The 17048-nt window shown below is 65.6% G+C and carries 11 protein-coding genes and 1 tRNA gene; 7 read left to right on the top strand and 5 right to left on the bottom strand.

Annotated elements, in window-relative coordinates; translation table 11 throughout:
- The first annotated feature begins 17 nt into the window (after positions 1 to 17).
- The 5 genes from ACSVDO_RS08310 to ACSVDO_RS08330 all read left to right on the top strand — a co-directional run bounded on the left by ACSVDO_RS08310 (position 18) and on the right by ACSVDO_RS08330 (position 6006).
- Positions 18 to 1802, top strand: a complete 1785-nt coding sequence (locus ACSVDO_RS08310) for a multicopper oxidase family protein (RefSeq protein WP_489595828.1) — start codon at positions 18 to 20, stop codon at positions 1800 to 1802.
- Between the two features lie 47 nt (positions 1803 to 1849).
- A complete protein-coding gene (locus ACSVDO_RS08315; RefSeq protein ID WP_489595830.1) occupies positions 1850 to 2452 on the top strand; it encodes an SCO family protein in 603 nt (200 codons plus the stop codon).
- Between the two features lie 104 nt (positions 2453 to 2556).
- Complete coding sequence (locus ACSVDO_RS08320; RefSeq protein ID WP_489596364.1) at positions 2557 to 3885, top strand: TolC family outer membrane protein; 1329 nt, start codon at positions 2557 to 2559, stop codon at positions 3883 to 3885.
- Between the two features lie 339 nt (positions 3886 to 4224).
- Positions 4225 to 4842 (top strand): hypothetical protein, encoded by a 618-nt coding sequence (locus tag ACSVDO_RS08325; RefSeq protein WP_489595832.1) that lies wholly within the window; start codon positions 4225 to 4227, stop codon positions 4840 to 4842.
- A gap of 216 nt (positions 4843 to 5058) precedes the next feature.
- On the top strand, positions 5059 to 6006 hold the full coding sequence (locus ACSVDO_RS08330) for an isoaspartyl peptidase/L-asparaginase family protein (protein ID WP_489595834.1): 948 nt from the start codon (positions 5059 to 5061) through the stop codon (positions 6004 to 6006).
- Position 6007: 1 nt separating this feature from the next.
- On the opposite strand, the gene ACSVDO_RS08335 is transcribed toward ACSVDO_RS08330, so the two are convergent.
- Positions 6008 to 7015, bottom strand: coding sequence for a bile acid:sodium symporter family protein (locus ACSVDO_RS08335; RefSeq protein ID WP_489595835.1), 1008 nt, complete (start codon positions 7013 to 7015; stop codon positions 6008 to 6010).
- Between the two features lie 114 nt (positions 7016 to 7129).
- On the opposite strand from ACSVDO_RS08335, the gene ACSVDO_RS08340 reads away from it, so the two are divergent.
- Both ACSVDO_RS08340 and ACSVDO_RS08345 read left to right on the top strand, forming a co-directional pair.
- Positions 7130 to 8068 carry a LysR family transcriptional regulator gene (locus ACSVDO_RS08340; RefSeq protein WP_489595837.1) on the top strand — a complete coding sequence of 313 codons (939 nt, stop codon included), beginning with the start codon at positions 7130 to 7132 and terminating at the stop codon, positions 8066 to 8068.
- 130 nt (positions 8069 to 8198) lie between these two features.
- Positions 8199 to 8275, top strand: a tRNA-Arg gene (locus ACSVDO_RS08345).
- 56 nt (positions 8276 to 8331) lie between these two features.
- Here ACSVDO_RS08345 and ACSVDO_RS08350 read toward each other — a convergent pair.
- From ACSVDO_RS08350 to ACSVDO_RS08365, 4 genes are all read right to left on the bottom strand, one after another.
- On the bottom strand, positions 8332 to 9354 hold the full coding sequence (locus ACSVDO_RS08350) for a patatin-like phospholipase family protein (protein WP_489595838.1): 1023 nt from the start codon (positions 9352 to 9354) through the stop codon (positions 8332 to 8334).
- 269 nt (positions 9355 to 9623) lie between these two features.
- Positions 9624 to 11297: a ShlB/FhaC/HecB family hemolysin secretion/activation protein gene (locus ACSVDO_RS08355; protein WP_489595840.1), complete on the bottom strand. Its 1674-nt coding sequence runs from the start codon at positions 11295 to 11297 to the stop codon at positions 9624 to 9626.
- Positions 11298 to 11345: 48 nt separating this feature from the next.
- Entirely contained in the window at positions 11346 to 14822 is a 3477-nt protein-coding gene (locus ACSVDO_RS08360) for a two-partner secretion domain-containing protein (RefSeq protein ID WP_489595842.1), read from the bottom strand.
- 377 nt (positions 14823 to 15199) lie between these two features.
- Complete coding sequence (locus ACSVDO_RS08365; RefSeq protein WP_332540194.1) at positions 15200 to 16951, bottom strand: M14 family metallopeptidase; 1752 nt, start codon at positions 16949 to 16951, stop codon at positions 15200 to 15202.
- Positions 16952 to 17048: the final 97 nt, after the last annotated feature.

Below are 17048 nucleotides of genomic sequence, written 5' to 3' on the forward strand. Positions count from 1 at the left end.
TGACAGGGAGATGCATCATGCGCAACGATTCCAAACACAGCGAGCCGGTGGCTTCTTCCGTCACCGGTACCCGACGTACATGGCTCAAGGCTTCCCTCGCAGCCAGCGCGGCGCCGCTGGTGCTGACGTCAAGGCAGGCCAGCGCCCAGCCGACGCCGTTGCCGCCCAGCCCGCCGACCACGCCCTGGGTCGAGGAACTGCCGACCCAGATCACGCCGCTGACCCCGCTGGCCGCGCTGAATCCGGCTCCGACCTTGAACGCCAATCTGGCCGGTGGCGAGTGCGGCCGCGGCGCCCACCAGCGCTACGCCGAGCTGACATTGCCAAATGTTGCCAAGGCACCGCTGTTCTATCAACTGACCGCGAAGGAAAACCCGGCCTGGCGCTTCAACGGCAACAATCCCTACTACCCGCCGCAGCCCATCTGGGGCTACGAGGGCCATACGCCGGGGGTGACCTCGCCCGGCCCGACGATACACGCGCGCTACGGCCAGTCGATCATCTGTCGCATCCGCAACGAGCTGCCGCAGAACCACATGGGGTTTGGCTCGCCCGAGATCTCCACGCACCTGCACAACATGCATACGCCGTCGGAAAGCGACGGTTTCGCCAGCGACTTCTACAGCGCGACCCAACGGGGGCTGACGCTGACTACGCCCGGCTCCTACAACGACCATTTCTACCCCAATCTTTACGCCGGATTCGACGAGATGGGGGGCACAGGCGATTCCCGTGAGGCGCTGGGCTCGCTGTTCTATCACGACCACACTGACGGCGTAACGGCGCCTAACGTGCTCAAGGGGCTGTTCGGGCGCTACATGATCTTCGATGATCTCGACACCGGCGATGAAACCACGGGGCTGAGGCTGCCCAGCGGCGCTTTCGACTACCCGCTGAGTTTCTCGGACAAGCGCTTCGACTCGGGCGGGCGGCTGACGTTTGACGAGCTCAACCCGGAAGGTGTGCTGGGCGACAAGATCGTGGTCAACGGCAAGATCGAGCCGGTGCTGCGCGTCGCGGCGCGCAAGTACCGGTTGCGGCTGCTCAATGCCGGGCCTTCGCGGTTCTACGAGTTCGCCTTGCAAAATACCGGCGCCACCACGGTCTATCCCTACACGCAGATCTCCGCCGACGGCAACCTGTTGCCGGCGCCTATCGCGAATGTCCTGCGGCTCAGGCTTGCGCCGGCCGAGCGCGCGGACATCGTCGTGGACTTTTCCCGCTTTCCGCTCAACACCACGCTCTACCTCGTCAATCAACTGACGCAGCTCGACACGCGCCGGCCCGGCGTGCTGCAGGCCCCGGGCACGCGGGTGCTCAAGTTCATTGTCGATCGCCCGGCGCCCGCGCCCGATCTGAGCGTGGTGCAAAGCGTGCTGCGTCCGCTGCGGCCGCTGCCCAGCGCCGCCGAACTCGCGGCGCTGCCGGTGCGCACCTGGGTCTTCGCGCGCAACAGCGGGATGTGGAATGTCAACGGACAGTTTTTCGATCCGCTCACGCCGCGCGCGACGATCGCCCGGGGAAGCACGGAAATCTGGGAATTCGTCAATCCGGACAACGGCTGGCAGCATCCCATCCACGTGCATTTCGAGGAGGGCCGCATCCTCAGCAAGAGCGTCAACGGCGTCAACGTGCCGCTGGCGGTGAACGAGCGTGGACGCAAGGATGTTTTCGTCCTCGGCGAACGCATGACCATGAGGGTGCTGCTGCGCTTTCGCGATTTCACCGGCAAGTACACCATGCACTGCCACAACCTCACGCATGAGGACCACGCCATGATGGTCCGGTTCGACATCGTATGAGGTCGGCGACCGCGTACGGTGAATGTCCACTTTTTCAGGAGACTGTCATGAATGACCGAAGACATGCACTCGCCGCGCTGGGCGCTGCTTCGCTGGGCGCAATGGGCTTGCCTGCAGCTGCCGCCTCGATGACGACCACCCGCACGCGCCGCCGCATGCCGAATGTGCCGCTCAAGACGCACACCGGCGGGACGGTGAACTTCTACGACGATCTGATACGCGGAAAGATCGTCGCCATCAACATGATGTATGCCGACTGCGAAGGTATCTGCCCGGAGATGACCCACAACCTGTCGCGTGTGCAGGAGCGGCTGGCCGAGCGCGTGGGCAAGGATATCTTCATGTACTCGATCACCATCCGCCCGGAGGTGGATACCGTGGAGCACCTTGCCGACTATGCCGAAATGCACGGCGTCAATCCCGGGTGGCTGTTTCTGACCGGTACCCGCGCGGACATCGATCTCGTGCGCTTCGCTCTCGGTTTCTACGACCCTGACCCGAAGATCGATAAGGAGCTCAATCGACATACCGGCATGGTGCGCATAGGCAACGACGCATATGATCGCTGGGCGATGGCGCCGGCCTTGGCCAGACCGGAACAGATCATTGCCGCGATCCTGCATGTGGATCGCAACCGGACTGGTCGATGAACCGCCGCCACCAGTTCCGGCGTCGCACCGAAGCCGGTGTGCCCGAGCGCTGTCTGTCTGCCAGCGTGAAGACAGTCGTCACGGTGTTCCTGGCCTGGTTCGCAATGCTAGCCGCGCTGCCGGCGCATGCGCAGAGCCTGATGGAGCTCTACGAACTCGCGCGCGGCTACGATGCCACGTATCTGGGTGCGGTTGCGCAGCACGACGCGGCGTTGGCGCGCGCGGCCCAGGCCAGGGCCGGGCTGCTGCCCACGGTGGGGCTGTCGGCAGGGGCGGCGCACACCCGCCAGGATGTCTCGGCGGCAAGCGTCAACCCGGCGCGCGCGCTCAATGCGCGCAACGTGGGCATCAACGCTACCCAGCCCATCTACCGACCGGCCAACCGGGCAAGCTTCGAACAGGGCCAGCGCCAGGTCGGCATCGCGCATGCCCTGCTGCATCTCGCCGAGCAGGATCTCGTGGTGCGCGTCGCCCAGGCGTATTTCGACGTGCTTGCCAGCCAGGACAGCGTGGCGCTGGTGCGTGCGCAGAAAAACGCCGTGGCCGAGCAACTGGCTTTCGCCAGGCGAAACTTCCAGGTCGGAACCTCGACCATCACCGATGCGCGTGAAGCGCAGGCCCGCTACGACCTGGTCATTGCCCAGGAGATTGCGGCGGACAACGATTTGCAGGTGCGCAAGCTCATGCTGGACCAGCTGGTGGGTCGCCCCGCAAGCGTGCCTGTGCCGCTGGCCGCCCCCGTGGTGCTTGGGCCGCTGGTGCCGAACGACATGGCGCAGCTGGTGGCGCAGGCCGATGCCGGCCATCCTTCCATCGAGCAGGCCCTGCTCGAACTCGATGTCGCCGCGCTGGAAGTGCGCAAGGCCCAGGCCGGTCACCTGCCCACGCTGGACGCCACCCTCGGCTACAACATCAGCGACAACCCGCAAGGCACGACCAGCACTCCGGAGCGTTCGCGCGTCAAGGCAGTTTCCGTGGGAGTCGTGCTCAACATGCCCTTGTTCGCCGGCTATGCGACCGAGAACCGGGTGCGCGAAAGCCTGGCGCTGCAGGAGCAGTCCCGCGCCCGGCTGGATGCCGCACGCCGCAGCGTGGCCCAGGCCACCCGCGCGGCCTTCCTGGGACTGGTATCCGGCGTCGGCCAGGTCAAGGCGCTGGAGGCGGCCGAAGCTTCCAGTCAGGTCGCGCTCGATGCCAACCGCATCAGCTACCGGGTGGGGGTGCGCATCAACATTGACGTGCTCAACGCGCAGACCCAGCTGTTCCAGACCAAGCGCGATCTGGCGCTGGCGCGTTACGGCGTCCTGGTTGGCTACCTCAAGATGCGCCAGGCCAACGGCATGCTGGCGGCCGAGGACCTGTTTGCCATCAACGCGACACTGGCAACCCAGGGGCGCCCTGCAGTGGACAGCGCGGGGCCGGCACCGCACTGACGGCAATCCGGCGCAACGCGCGCCGGTTGGCTCAAATGCCTATGTCCGTCCAGCGACAAAACGGCGGCGTTGCGCGCGAGAAATGCTACTGAACGTCAGGCCGGTGTACGCCATCCGCGCCGTCTCCATGCGCCCCTCGGGCGCTGTGTGCAAGGGGAGAATCCAAGGTTTGTAAAGTTTTGTTGGTGTGCGCTCACATTCACCTTGTCCGTTGCATCTGTGAACAAATGGCCTTGCCGGACCTGGATACATTCGCGCCCAGGCTTTTGATGCACTCATCGCAGGCCTGCAGCCTGCTCCTTTCGAGCAAGGCTTGACTCACTTCAACGGATAACACCCATGGAACATGAATTTTCACGAATGGCCATCGTCTATGCCCACCTGATTGCCTGCTGCGTGGCAATCGGTCTGATCCTGATGAGCGACATCGCGATGATCAGGCAGCTGATCTCGGGAAATCCCCGCGAGCGCCTGGACCCCAAACACCTGCATGACCTGCAAAACACCGTCGCCCTGGCCCTGATTGCCTTGTGGATCACCGGCGCGGCCATCATTGCGCTGGACGCCTCGTCCAAAGGCTGGAGCTACTTCGCCAACCCCAAGCTGCAGGCCAAGATCACCGTTGTCTGCTTGCTGACGCTCAATGGCTTCCTGCTGCACCACCGTGTGCTGCCGCTGCTGAAGAAGGCCGGCAGCCTGCTGAGCATGTCGCACTCGCAGCGCAGTTTTGCCGTGTTCTGCGGCGCAGTCTCGGCGGTTTCCTGGTTCTACGCCGCCTTGCTGGGTGTTGGCCGCCCATTGAACTGGAAGTATTCGCTGTCCGAGATCCTGGCTGTCTACCCGGTGCTGGTTGCCGGTGGATTCGCCGCGTTGATGCTGCTGCTGGCCTGGGCCCGGCGCCGGCCGGAAGGTATCCCACCGGCGTTTGCCGCTGCCCGGTTCGCCGGCGCCCGATGAAGCGCGTGGCGCGCTTCTGAGCCCAAGGCCACCCCTCAGGGTGGCCTTTTCGCTGCAGCCGGCACAACGCTTTCATGCAATCGTGCAACCGCACGAAGGCGCCTGACATCCTGTCCATGCATAGGCCTACGCCCGCGCGCTGTGGGCCGGGTGAGCATGTATGCCATGGTCCAGGCACTGTGCCGCTGGCGCGCAGTGCCACAGCAGGGAGGCCCCATGGGACATTTGCGTTGCGTGATTGCCGTGCACGGCGGCGCCGGCACGATGTCGCCGAATCCAGACCTCGAGGCGCCTTATCACCGCGCGCTCAAGGCCGCGCTGGCCGCCGGTGCGGCGCTGCTGGAAAGCGGAGGCGCGGCGCTGGACGCGGTCCAGGCCGCCGTGGTGTCGCTCGAGGACTGCCCGCTGTTCAATGCGGGCCGGGGTTCGGTCTATACCGCTGCGGCGCGCCATGAGATGGATGCTGCGGTGATGGACGGCCAGCGCCTGGCCGCGGGCGCCGTGGCCTGCGTGCATGGCGTGCGCAACCCGGTGCTGCTGGCGCGCAGCGTGCTCTCTGATTCGGGCCATGTGCTGATGGTCGGAGAAGGCGCGCAGTGCTTTGCGCAGCAGATGGGCCTGGCCATGGAGCCCGATGCCTGGTTTGACACCGACGAGAGGCTGGACGATCTGCGCCGCGCCCAGCGCCAGCGCCGGGCTATGGGCGTGCCTGCGCCGCTGCGCGACAGCGGCCATTTCGGCACGGTCGGCGCCGTGGCTTTGGACGCCCACGGTCATCTCGCAGCCGCGGTGTCCACCGGCGGTCTCACGGCCAAGCGCCCAGGTCGGGTCGGCGATTCGGCGGTGATAGGCGCGGGCATTTATGCCAACGATCTGAGCTGTGCCGTGGTCGCCACGGGCACGGGCGAGCACTTCATCCGCACGGCGGCCGCGCACGATGTGCATGCGCGCATGCTCTATCGGGGGCAGTCGCTGCAGGAGGCCGCGCCCGACGTGGTGTTCGGCGAGCTGCTGCGCATAGGCGGGCGCGGCGGGCTGATCGCGGTCGATGCCCGGGGCGAGGTCAGCATGCCGTTCAATACGGCAGGCATGTACCGCGGCGTGCAGCGCCAGGGCCAGGCCGCATGCACCGCCATCTTTCAGGACCAGGCGCCCGCAGCGTGATTCAGGCCTTGGCCGGCGCTGCGGCCGTACCCAGCGCTTCGGTACCGGACGGACGGCGCGCATAGCGGCCTGCGACCCAGGCCGCGACCATCAGCTGCATGGGGTGGAAAATCATCAGCGGCAGCACCATGCCGCCCATCACGCTGGGCGCAAACAGCACCTTGGCCATGGGCACGCCGCTGACCAGGCTTTTCTGCGAGCCGCAGAAGATGATGGCGGCTTCGTCTTCGGTGGAGAAACCCAGGCGCCGCGCGAGCCAGACGCTGATGCCCATGGCCAGTGCCAGCAACAGGCCGCAGACCAGCACCAGCACGCCCAGCGCGAGCGGCGGAATGCGCGTCCAGAGTCCGGCGACGACCGAAGCGCTGAACGCCGAGTAGACGACCAGCAGGATGGAAGTCTGGTCCAGGCCCTTGATGCGCGCCGCATGGCGCTGCAGGAACGGCGACACCCAGGGTCGCAGGCCGTGGCCCAGCGCGAACGGCAGCAGCAGCTGCAAGGCGATTCGGCCCATGGCCTGCAGCGGATCGCTGCTGCCTGCGGTCTGCGACAGCAGCAGGCCCACGAGCAGCGGCGTGAGCACGATGCCCATCAGCGTGGAGCCCGAGGCACTGCAGATCGCGGCCGGCATGTTGCCGCGCGCCACGGCCGTGAGCGTCACCGCCGACTGCACGGTGGCGGGCAGCGTGCAGAGGAACAGCACGCCCAGGTACAGGTCGGGCGTCAGCAGCGGCTCGAGCACCGGGCGCAGGCCCCAGCCCAGCAGCGGGAACACGATGAAAGTGATCGCCGTGACCAGCAGGTGCAGCCGCCAGTGGCTGATGCCGGCCCAGATGGCCTGGCGCGAGAGCTTGGCGCCGTGCAGGAAGAACAGCATGAAGATCACGCCCATTGCGGCCCACTCCAGACCGCGCGCGACGCTGCCATAGGCCGGCAGGATGCTGGCGAGCAGCACCGTGGCGATGAGCATCAAGGTGAAGTTGTCGGGAAGGAATCGGGGTCGGGCCATGCCGTGCTTTCAGAAGTTGCAGCGAACGGCGTGCGCGCGTTCGTCGCGCCGATTGGAATGCATGCTGATTCAAAAGTGAAATGCATTTATTTGATTGTTTTATAATTTTTACTCATGAATATCACTTTGCGGCAGCTGCGCGTATTCCTGGCCGTGGCGCAGCAGCAGAACTTCAGCCGCGCGGGGGAGGCGGTGGGGCTTACGCAGCCCGCAGTCAGCCGCAGCATCACCGACCTCGAGCAGCAGCTGGGCGTGCAGTTGCTGCATCGCAGCACGCGCGATGTCGAACTCAGCGATGCGGGCCGCCTGCTCCAGGGCCGGGCCACGCGCGTGCTCGACGAACTCGACGCCGCGCTGCTCGAAGTGCGCGGCCTGGCCACGCAGCGCCACGGCCGCGTGCGCGTCGCCAGCAGCCCCACGCTGTCGGCCCATCTGATGCCCGAGTGCATTGCGCGCTGCGCGCAGCAGCACCCGGGCCTGCAGCTGCAGTTGCTCGATCGCATCCAGCAGGGCGCGCTCGACAGCGTGCGTGCCGGCGAAGTCGATTTCGGCGTGGTCATCGATCCCACCGAACCCGAGGATCTGCACTGCGAAGCGATTCTTTCCGAGCCGTTCTGCCTGGTCTGCCCCGCGGACCACGCGCTCGCGCGGCGGCACGAAGTGCATTGGCGCGATCTCTCGGGCCATCCGCTGGTGCTGCTCGACCATGCGTCCGGCAGCCGCCGCCTGATCGACCGCGAACTCGAACAGCACGCGCCCGACTGCCAGGTGGTGCAGCAGGTTGGCCACACGACCACCATTTTCGCCATGGTGCAGGCGGGTCTGGGCATCGCGGTCGTGCCGCGGCTCGCGGTCGCGGACCAGGGCGTCGAAAGCGCGGGTCTGGTCGATCGCCTGCTGCTGCCCGTGGTCGAGCGGCAAATCATGCTGGTGCACCGGCGCCATCGCCGTCTTGCGCCGGTCGTGCAATTGGTCTGGGATCTGGTGCGTGATGTCGCGCATGCACGCTGGAGCGCACTGCCGGCGCTCAGAGCACCGGCAAAAGAGCGCTGATTGCCGCAAAACAGGCGGTGCGATGCGCCATTTGCTGCGTGGCGTGCGGGCGCGCAGGTATGATATGACCCACTGATATGCGCCGCTGCGCATGTCCAGTGGGCATGCCATTGCGCGCATGCTGCATGTGGTGGCGTTAGCTCAGTTGGATAGAGCAACAGCCTTCTAAGCTGTGGGTCACTGGTTCGATTCCAGTACGCCGCACCACCCCTTCCCATCTCCCCTGCATATATCCGCCGAAATCCGCTGCGCACCTGCCCGACTTACGGTTGGGCGCAGGGGTCGCTCAAGCCCACCATGCCGCCGATCTTCTGCAGCCGGCTGCGGTTTTCAAGACAGGCCTGCTGCTTGTCCTGCACGGCTTTGTTCTGCGCCAGCTGCAAGGCCTGGGCGCGTTCAGCCTGCAGCTGAGCGATGCGCGCCCGGATCTGCGGCATCACCGCAAGTGCGGCTTTCTCGCCTTCGACGATGGCATTCGCGCGCTGGGTGAAGTCGGCCGGTCCAATGTCGAGCACTTTGGGGCGGATGATGATGTCGGCGCGCGCGAGTTCGGCCTGGCCTAGCTTCTGGCCCATGATGGCGATCGACTGGCCCAGGGTGCCGAGCATGTCGGCCGGCGACTGGCCGCGCGGCTTGTTCGAAATATCGACGGCGATCACCAGATCGGCGCCCAGTTGGCGCGCCGCATCGACGGGCACGGGGCTCACGATGCCGCCGTCGACGAAGTGGAACTTGCCTATCGATACCGGCTGGAACACGCCAGGCACGCTGCTCGACGCGCGCACCGCCTGCCCGGTGTTGCCGCGGGCGAACACCGTGCGTTCGCCGTCTTCGAGGCGCGTGGCGACGGCGACGAAGGGCTTGGCCAGCTTTTCCAGCGGACGGCGCTGGACCTGCTCGTTGACATAGTCTTCGAGCTTCTGCCCCTTGACCAGGCCGCCCGACGAGAACTGCAGGTCCCGAATGCTGGTCTCGTCGAGGCCCACGGCCTTCTCCTGCAGCGCGAACGCGTCCATGCCGCTCGCATACAGCGCGCCGACCACGCTGCCCGCGCTGGTGCCGGCGACGACGGCCGGCGTCAGGCCATTGGCTTCGAGCATCTTGATCACACCGATGTGCGCAAAGCCCTTGGCCGCGCCGCCACCCAGCGCCAGGCCTATGGTCAAAGGCGCGGTCGTGGCGCCGGGTGCGCCCGCAGGCGCTACGGCTTTGGGGGTGCTACCGCAGGCGGCCAGGCCGGCCACTGCGAGATACGCCAGCGGGCGTATGAAGGCTTGCAAACGCATTCCAGGCTTTCCAGCTGTCATCAAGGCGGCAGTATATCGGCGCCCGCAAGGCCGAGGCGGGCCCGCGCTGCTTGTCCCCAGGCGCCATGCGCAAGGCGTTTGCAAATGTTTCCTCGCCGGGGCACGCGTGTTCAGCGGATGCTCGCCGCCGGTTTCACAGCGGTCGGTGGCGCTGCGCGCGTGCTGGCAACGCGCATGCGTGCCAGGTTCTCATTGCTGAACACGTGCAGACATTGCGAACAGTGAAAATTGCGGCGCTGATGGAGGCATCAGATGTGCATCTGGAATTTGACCAGCAGGTTCGGCGAACGCTGCTGCGCGCTGGTGGCGGGTCCGCCTGCGCCCACACGCCAGGCGAGCGTCGATTCAAGCGCCCAGCGCGTGCCATGGTGCTTGAGCCCGAACCCTGCGCCGCCAAGATTGCGCTGGTTGCTGTCCTCGCTCCACGGACGCTGCTGGAACCTGACGCGGCCCGCGTCCACAAAACCGCTGAGCTGCCAGGCATTGCCCAGCGTGCAATGCAACTCGAGCGCGCCCAGCAATCCGCTGTCACCCGACGCTTCGCCCTGTGGATAGGCGCGCACTCCGTAGGCGCCGCCCAGGCTCATTTTTTCCGACGAGTCGAGATTCCTGTTGGCCCATTGGCCATTGATGCGCCCATGGAGGCTCCACGGGCCGGTCAAGGCCTGCCAGCGCGCAAGCTGGCCGTTGAACACCTGGAAGTGGCCTGCACTGCCTGTGGTCAGCGCATCTGATTGCCGTTGCGCCTCGCTTCCCAGGCGCAGCTGGCCATGCGTCCAGGACAAGTCCCATTGGCTGATGGCCCGACCGCCCAGGCTGTCCTGCCAGTTGCCGTTCAGGCCCAGCGTGGTGAGGTGCGAACGCTTGCGCGCGTGGCTGTCCTGCGCGCCGATGTGGTCGGCCAGCCGCTTCTGGTCATGGCTTATCCGGGCATTGAGATTCACGCCGCGGCTTCGCACCAGTGGCTGGTTGGCATGGAGGCTCGCCACCTTGGCGCTGCCATAGGCATCGAGTGCCGAAAAATCCCTGCCGGTCTCGTAGTTGAGATGCGCCAGACCGGCGCCTACGAGCGTGTTCCAGGGACCGATCGGCATCTGGTAGCCCAACTGGTAATTGCGCAGATGCTCATTGCTCAGCAACGTATGCAGATGGATCTGCTCGCCAAGGCCCAGCGATCCGTTGAATTGCAGGCTGCCCATGGCGCGCGCGGTACCGGTGAAGCGATTGCCGAAATTGTCCAGGCCCAGCGAGCCGCTGACGACAGGCGCATCCTCGACGCGTACCACCAGGTCGGTCGTGCCTACGTGGATCCCGGGCTGCAGCCTGGACTTGGCGCGAGCGCCGCTCACATCGCCCAGCAGCAGCAGGCTGGAGTTGAGCGCGCGGGCATGGAGCACCTCGCCGACGCGCAGTTGCCTGAGCGGCGTGGTCAGGACCTGCGCGCGCTGGCGCGACTGGTTTTCGAGACGCACTTCACCCAGCCGGCCCTCGAGCACGTTCACGCGCACCAGGCCTGCCTCCACCGTCTGCTCGGGCAAATAGGCATAGGCAAAGGGATAGCCGCGTTCTCGGTAGAGCCCGGTGATGCGCGCTGCGCCGGCTTCGAGCTGGGACAGGGTCAGCGATTGGCCCTCGAGCGGCTGCAGCAGGGCCTGCAGATCCGCCGTGGCGATGGCGCTGTTGCCGTCGATTGCGAAGCGCTGCACGTCGATCTTCGGGCCTTGCATGTCGGCCGCGTCCGCAGCCGCGGGCGGCGCGGGCAGGCCCAGGTCGATGTCCGCCGGCGCGGGCCGCAGGGGGCGCTGCTGCTCAAGGCTTTCAAGCAGTTGGCCGGCATTGGGCAGCGTCTGGGCCTGGGCGCATAGGCCCAGCGCAGCGGTGCTGAGGGCACACCACAGCGGCGTGCGAAGAAACAAAGGCATGGAAATTCCTGATGGATATCAAACTGAAAGAAGCGATGTGCGGCGTATTCAGCGTGCGGGGCGGTGGATGCCGTCGCCGATCACGGTGTAAAGCGGGTCTTCGCCGGCGGCAGGCTGTTCTGGCGCGGAATCGGTGCGGGCCATGCTCCCCACCGTGGCCATCACTGCGGCATAAGCGGGCCGGATTTGAATCCGCATGCCAGGACGCGTTTCGTCAGGCTGCGTTGCGGCCGCCACTTCCTGCGCAGCGCTGCTCGGCTGTGCGTTGGCGGCAGCGATGCCGACGCCCACCACGCCGGGTGGGCCGACTGGCATGCCACGGGCCACGCCGGTCGCAGCAACGTCAACGGCGGCGCAGGTATCGGTGGCGGCGCGGATATCGACGGCCTGGGCGAACATGTCCACCGGCAAGGCCATGGGGCCGGCGTCCACGCCTGGCTGCGTCGGGCCAGCCGCAGTCTGGCTGACAGCGACAGCGACAGCGACATCGGCCCCGGTCACGCTGTCCGATGGCTGGGAGACGCTGGCGACCAATGCCTGCGGGCGGTCCACCGCCGGTGCCGCGGGGGCGATTCGGTGGATCGCCGCTGATTGGCTGGCCAGGGTCTGGGCAAGGGGCGCTGAGCTGGCGCGGCTATGAACAGCCGCATTGACAGCGACCATGACCGGGCTGGCCTGAGGCGAGTGCGCGGGCGTTGCGGGCATTGCCGGTGCCAAGGGTTGAACGGGCGTAGCTGACGTGGCGTGGTTCTGGACGACCGCATTGACAGCGACCATGACCGGGCTGGCCTGAGGCGAGGATGCGGGCGTTGCAGGCATTGCGGGCGCCGAGGGTTGAACGGGCATAGCTGGCGTGGCGTGGTCCTGGACGACCGCATTGACAGCGACCATGACCGGGCTGGCCTGAGGCGAGGATGCGGGCGTTGCAGGCATTGCCGGCGCCAAGGGTTGAACGGGCATAGCTGGCGTGGCGTGGTCCTGGACGGCCGTATTGACAGCGACCATCACCGGGCTGGCCTGAGGCGAGGAAGCGGGCGTTGCGGGCATTGCCGGCGCCAAGGTTTGAACGGGTACCGCTGACGCAGCGTGGTCCTGGACGGCCGTATTGACGGTGACCATGACCGGGCTGGCCTGAGGCGAGGACGCGGGCGTTGCAGGCATTGCCGGCGCCAAGGTTTGAACGGGCGCGGCTGGCATGGCGTGCAGCTTGTCGGCACGGCCGCGCGTTGCGCCGGGGTCGTTTCCCACCAGCGCATGCAGGGAGACCGAAGTGCTGCCGATGGACATGTCGCTCACCGGGCCGGTTGCCGTGATGTTGTTTATCTTTCCTGCGCCTTTCAAGCCGATGGCGCCGCCTGCATAAGATAGCGCCGTGCCCTCGGCATAGGTGGGAGGCACGCTCGAATCGAAGATCGGTGCGCCGCGCGCATCGCGGCTGTACTGGATGCTCCGGGATATGGCGGATGCGGTCACCGGCCCAGCTGCATGGGTGTCGGTGACGCTGCCGCGTTGCAGATGACCCACGGCGCCTCCGGCCCTGGCATAGGTCATGTTGCCCCGCGAGAGCGTCTTGGCGCTGGTGGCGCCCAGCGCATGGGCATTGCTGAGATTTCCGCCGTCGATCCGGCCGATTACGTTGCCGGCAATGGCAATGGCCGTGTGGGTTTGATCGGAATGGGCCTGCACCGAGGCACTTGTGTGTACGTTCGCCACGCTGCCCTGCGCGAGCAGTGTGCCGACAATGCTGCCGGCCACGACTTTACTGTTATCCCCGCCTTTTACGCTACCCTTGTTCAGCGCCAGATTGCGCGTGCTGCCGGCGCTGAGGCCAAACAGTCCCGCATGCGTTTCTGAGCTGCGATCTATGCTCAGATTGGTAATCTGATGGCCCAGGCCTTCGAACTTGCCACTGAAAGGCTCTAATTCGTTGCCGATGGGCTTGAAGTTCTCCGCCGCCGCGGCATCAATGTCCGCAGCCAGCGCGTAGTGGCCGTCGAGCTTGCCATCGATACCTTGGAGGTCCACGCCGGTACGGCTGCCGTTGGCACCGGTCTGTGTCAGCAGGGCATAGTTTTCCCCGTTGATGTAGAGACGTCGGTTCTGAGGGTCACTCTGGTCGAGAACGTCCAAAAAATCCACGCGCCCGGTAAAGCCGCTTTCGGACAAGCCCATGTTCAATCCGCGGTCGGACGGACTCTGCTCATCGCCAGCAGCAGCTTCTCCGTGAACGATGTTAAGCATCGATGTGCCGCTGGCCGTCATGGTGGAATTGATATGAACACTTTGTGCGGCATCCAGCGTCAAATGGTTCTGTCCCCATGCCACGGGGGCATCCACCTGGATGTCGCCTTCATTGGCGTTCAAATAGACATGGTTTCGGCCCAGCGTCGCCGACAGGACGTCAGCGTCTATCCCCCCCTCTTTGCTGACCTGCAGGCGGGGCGCCGTAACCTGAAAGTGGCCGTGTTCCCCCGCATCCGCCTGCGCCGTAATCTGGGTCGTGGAAAAGAGCACCACCTGCTCGCCTCCAAGGGATATGACGCCGCCATTTCCTTGCGGTGCGCTGACGTCCAGCGTACCCCAGTTTCTGACGACGGCGCCAGGGCCGTCTGCGTACAGGTAGATCTTTCCATCGTGCTCGCCCACCGTCCGGGCTTGGATGACGCCGGTGTTTCCGATCACGGACTGAACCAGCTTGTCTGCGGATGTGGCGTTCAGCCACACGGTGCCGCCGTCGGCCTCGATATGGCCGCTGTTGTGGATTACGGCCTTTAACGCAGCACCGTCCACGGCCATCTGCAGACTCCCATCGTCGCCGAAGTCCAGCGTGACCCTGCCGTCCGAAGCCAGCGCGACCAAGCCGCGCTGGGCGCGGATCTGGCCTCCGTTGGCGACGTAGCCTCCAAGCAGTACCACGGCGCCGCCCTCGGCGACTGTGATCTGTCCTTGGTTGATGACGCTGGCGATCTTCTCCTGATTGGGCAGCGCGCTGAAATGGCAGCGTCCCGCAAGGAAATCCTCGTTGGCGACGTTCAGTGTGGAAGCCACCAGGCCGCCCACATCGACGCTTGCCCCTTTGGCAAAAAACACTCCATTGGGGTTGACCAGAAAGACTCGCCCATTGGATTGAATGCGGCCGTAAATGGCCGAGGAATACGGCCCGACCACGCGGTTGAGCACCGTCGAACTCGGGCTCGGCTGCTGAAACTTGACTCGATTTGTCATGCCTACATTGAAGCTTTGCCAGTCGAGAATTGCCTTGGGCGTGGTTTGCGTGATGGTCATTCGTCCATTCGCCGTTTGTACCGTTGCCTGGCCGTGCACCAGTGCGTGGTCTTGAGGCAAAGTCGCCCAGCCTGGACCGGCCCAGGCCATGGCGAGCAGCGCTGCCAGCGCCGTGGGATGCCGTGGTTGAACGCCGGAGCGTTCTGCACGCTCTGTGGTGCTGCGCTTGCGGCCGAGTTCGCTGGCCACGCAAAAGCGTCCCAGCACCGCATTCCAGAGAACGGTGTAGATATGGTTCATGATGATGTTGAAATGAATCTGATATTTCAATAGCTAATAGCTATTGAAAATGGGGCAACAGGTCCTGCCTTCATTGGCGTTGGGTCAACTGCAATGCTGAGAGGTTGCGCAGCGCCGCTCGATGCACGGGCATCGCAGCAGCGACATTGCTTCAAGTCGTCAGCGGCAAGCCCGAAAGAATATCTCAATGATAGTTTTTATACAAACAATTTTATTATTCAATAGCTATTGACTAACAAATGGTGCGGTGTTCGACGCGCTGGCCGTGCCGGATACCGTAAGGTGCACGCAGCCCCGGGCTCCAATGAAAAACGGGCCTGCTCTGTAATGAGCAAGCCCGTTTTCCATTTATCGGCAGGCCCCAAAAGGGCCGCGCATCATTCTTCGAACACCAGCGCCGGTCTGACCATGACGCGTGCCACGTCGTCGAGATTGCCGATTGCGTGATGGGCAAAGAAACTGAACTCGGTGTCGGGTTCAAGAGCGGCCGCCGCGAGATCGGCCGCGGGCTGGTTCATCGGAACGTAAAAGCTGCCCGGCGCGGCATCGACCGCACCGCGCGTGGGTGTGACCTGGGCCAGGCGTACGCTACCGCCCGCAGGTGCCGGCGCGCTGCCGGGCGTTGGCGTGTAGGTGTCGGCGATCAGCGGTGCGCTTTCCGCCACGCGCATTACCTGCACACCGAGCAATTCCAGGCGGTCCACGGCCGCCGTGGCGCTCGCCGAAAGCCAGTAGCCACAAGGGCGCACGCGCGATTTAAGAGGGCGCAGCGTGAGCGACGAATTCCAGTCGACCTTGACCGTGAAATCGGCACCGGTCTCGGGCTGCAGCATGGTGACTTCGCGTTGTTCCGGCGTCTGCGCCGCCTGCACCAGCATCTGCTGGCGGCAGGCCTTGGCGGCGATGTCACGCCGCGCGAAAGACTGGACTTGAGCCAGCTCGGACGCGCGCTCGGCCGTGCTGCGCAGCGCGCTGCTGATCGCCACCACCTGGCTGTGCACGCGGCGTTGCAGGTGGGTGCGGCCTATGCCCGCGCCGCGCGAGCGCACCATGAGGCCCAGCGAATTGCGCAGGGCGCTGGCGTTACGCAGCGTATCGGGGGCAATCGAGCCCATCGACAGAGCCAGCGCCTGCGGATCGGCGGCGGTGCTTGCATACCAGTCGCTGGTCAGCTGCGCATCGGTGAGTGCTGCCGACATCGGCTCCTGCAGCCATTCGCGCGCGGCCTTGGTGATGAACTCGTGGGCGTTGGCCGTGCCCGCATACTGCAACTGCACGTCGGGGCGCTGCAGCGCCTGGTACTTCTGCAGATAAGGTCCGGCGGCGACGAATTCGCCGGCATCGAGCACCACGGTAGGGCGGTAGTCGCGTACCAGCGAGGCCAGCGCCTGGGCTTCGGGGGTGCGCAGCAGCAGGTGGTCGTGGGTCATGTCCACGCCATTGGCCGTGGCGCGCAGGCCCGCCAGTGCGCCATCCGGGTTGGCGCGGGGCACGACGACGACATTGATGCGCGCGAGCAGTGGTTCCAGCAGGCCGCCGGGCGCGAGCTCGCGCGCGATGACCAGCATGGCTTCGGCGGCTGCAGGCTCGTCGCCGCGCTGTTGCGCCACCAGCATCACCGTGGGACGGTCGAGAGCATCGAGCGCGCGCGGCTCTATGCTGCGCGCGCGCGTCGCCACCAGCGCCTGTATCGGCAGGCCGCGCTGCGAGGTGCCGGCGGTCACCAGACCCAGCAGCGCGCCGCTGCCCAGCGATTTGTTGGCGAGCTCGCGCAGCCACTGTTCGATTTCGCGCTGGGTGGTGTAAGTGGTGCGGCCCGCTTCGAGCCCGGGGGTCTCATAGCGCACCGTGGGTTCGGGAAAGCGTGCAGCGACTGCAGCGCTGTAGGGCAGCGATTCGGCGGGGGCCGCGATGGGCGCAGGGGCGGGCGTGGCCAGCGGTGCAGGCACCGCAGACACTACGGGAGCAGGACGCGAGGCCATGCCGGGCGCGGTGCCTGGCCATGGCGGCAAAGGAGTGCTGCTGCAGGCGGCAAGCAGTGCGGCCATGGCAATGGCCGAAAAGCGCACGGTCATGCCCAACTGCGGGACGCAGTTCAGCCGGGCAAAGAGGGCGGGGTGCGTTTGCATGGTGAGGGCCTTTGTATTTCGAAAGCCGGCCATTGGGGGCCGGCGTCGGATGTGCAAAGATGTTACCCGCTCAAACATGCCTGATTGTGTCAGCGCA

The sequence above is a fragment of the Comamonas sp. DB36 genome (assembly GCF_057914905.1).

Bases quoted from the DNA above. Each gene is read 5' to 3' on its own strand.
- ACSVDO_RS08360 (WP_489595842.1), bottom strand. From the start codon at position 14,822: ATGAACCATATCTACACCGTTCTCTGGAATGCGGTGCTGGGACGCTTT.
- ACSVDO_RS08310 (WP_489595828.1), top strand. From the start codon at position 18: ATGCGCAACGATTCCAAACACAGCGAGCCGGTGGCTTCTTCCGTCACC.
- ACSVDO_RS08315 (WP_489595830.1), top strand. From the start codon at position 1,850: ATGAATGACCGAAGACATGCACTCGCCGCGCTGGGCGCTGCTTCGCTG.
- ACSVDO_RS08350 (WP_489595838.1), bottom strand. From the start codon at position 9,354: ATGCGTTTGCAAGCCTTCATACGCCCGCTGGCGTATCTCGCAGTGGCC.
- ACSVDO_RS08365 (WP_332540194.1), bottom strand. From the start codon at position 16,951: ATGCAAACGCACCCCGCCCTCTTTGCCCGGCTGAACTGCGTCCCGCAG.
- ACSVDO_RS08340 (WP_489595837.1), top strand. From the start codon at position 7,130: ATGAATATCACTTTGCGGCAGCTGCGCGTATTCCTGGCCGTGGCGCAG.
- ACSVDO_RS08335 (WP_489595835.1), bottom strand. From the start codon at position 7,015: ATGGCCCGACCCCGATTCCTTCCCGACAACTTCACCTTGATGCTCATC.
- ACSVDO_RS08320 (WP_489596364.1), top strand. From the start codon at position 2,557: ATGCTAGCCGCGCTGCCGGCGCATGCGCAGAGCCTGATGGAGCTCTAC.
- ACSVDO_RS08330 (WP_489595834.1), top strand. From the start codon at position 5,059: ATGGGACATTTGCGTTGCGTGATTGCCGTGCACGGCGGCGCCGGCACG.
- ACSVDO_RS08355 (WP_489595840.1), bottom strand. From the start codon at position 11,297: ATGCCTTTGTTTCTTCGCACGCCGCTGTGGTGTGCCCTCAGCACCGCT.
- ACSVDO_RS08325 (WP_489595832.1), top strand. From the start codon at position 4,225: ATGGAACATGAATTTTCACGAATGGCCATCGTCTATGCCCACCTGATT.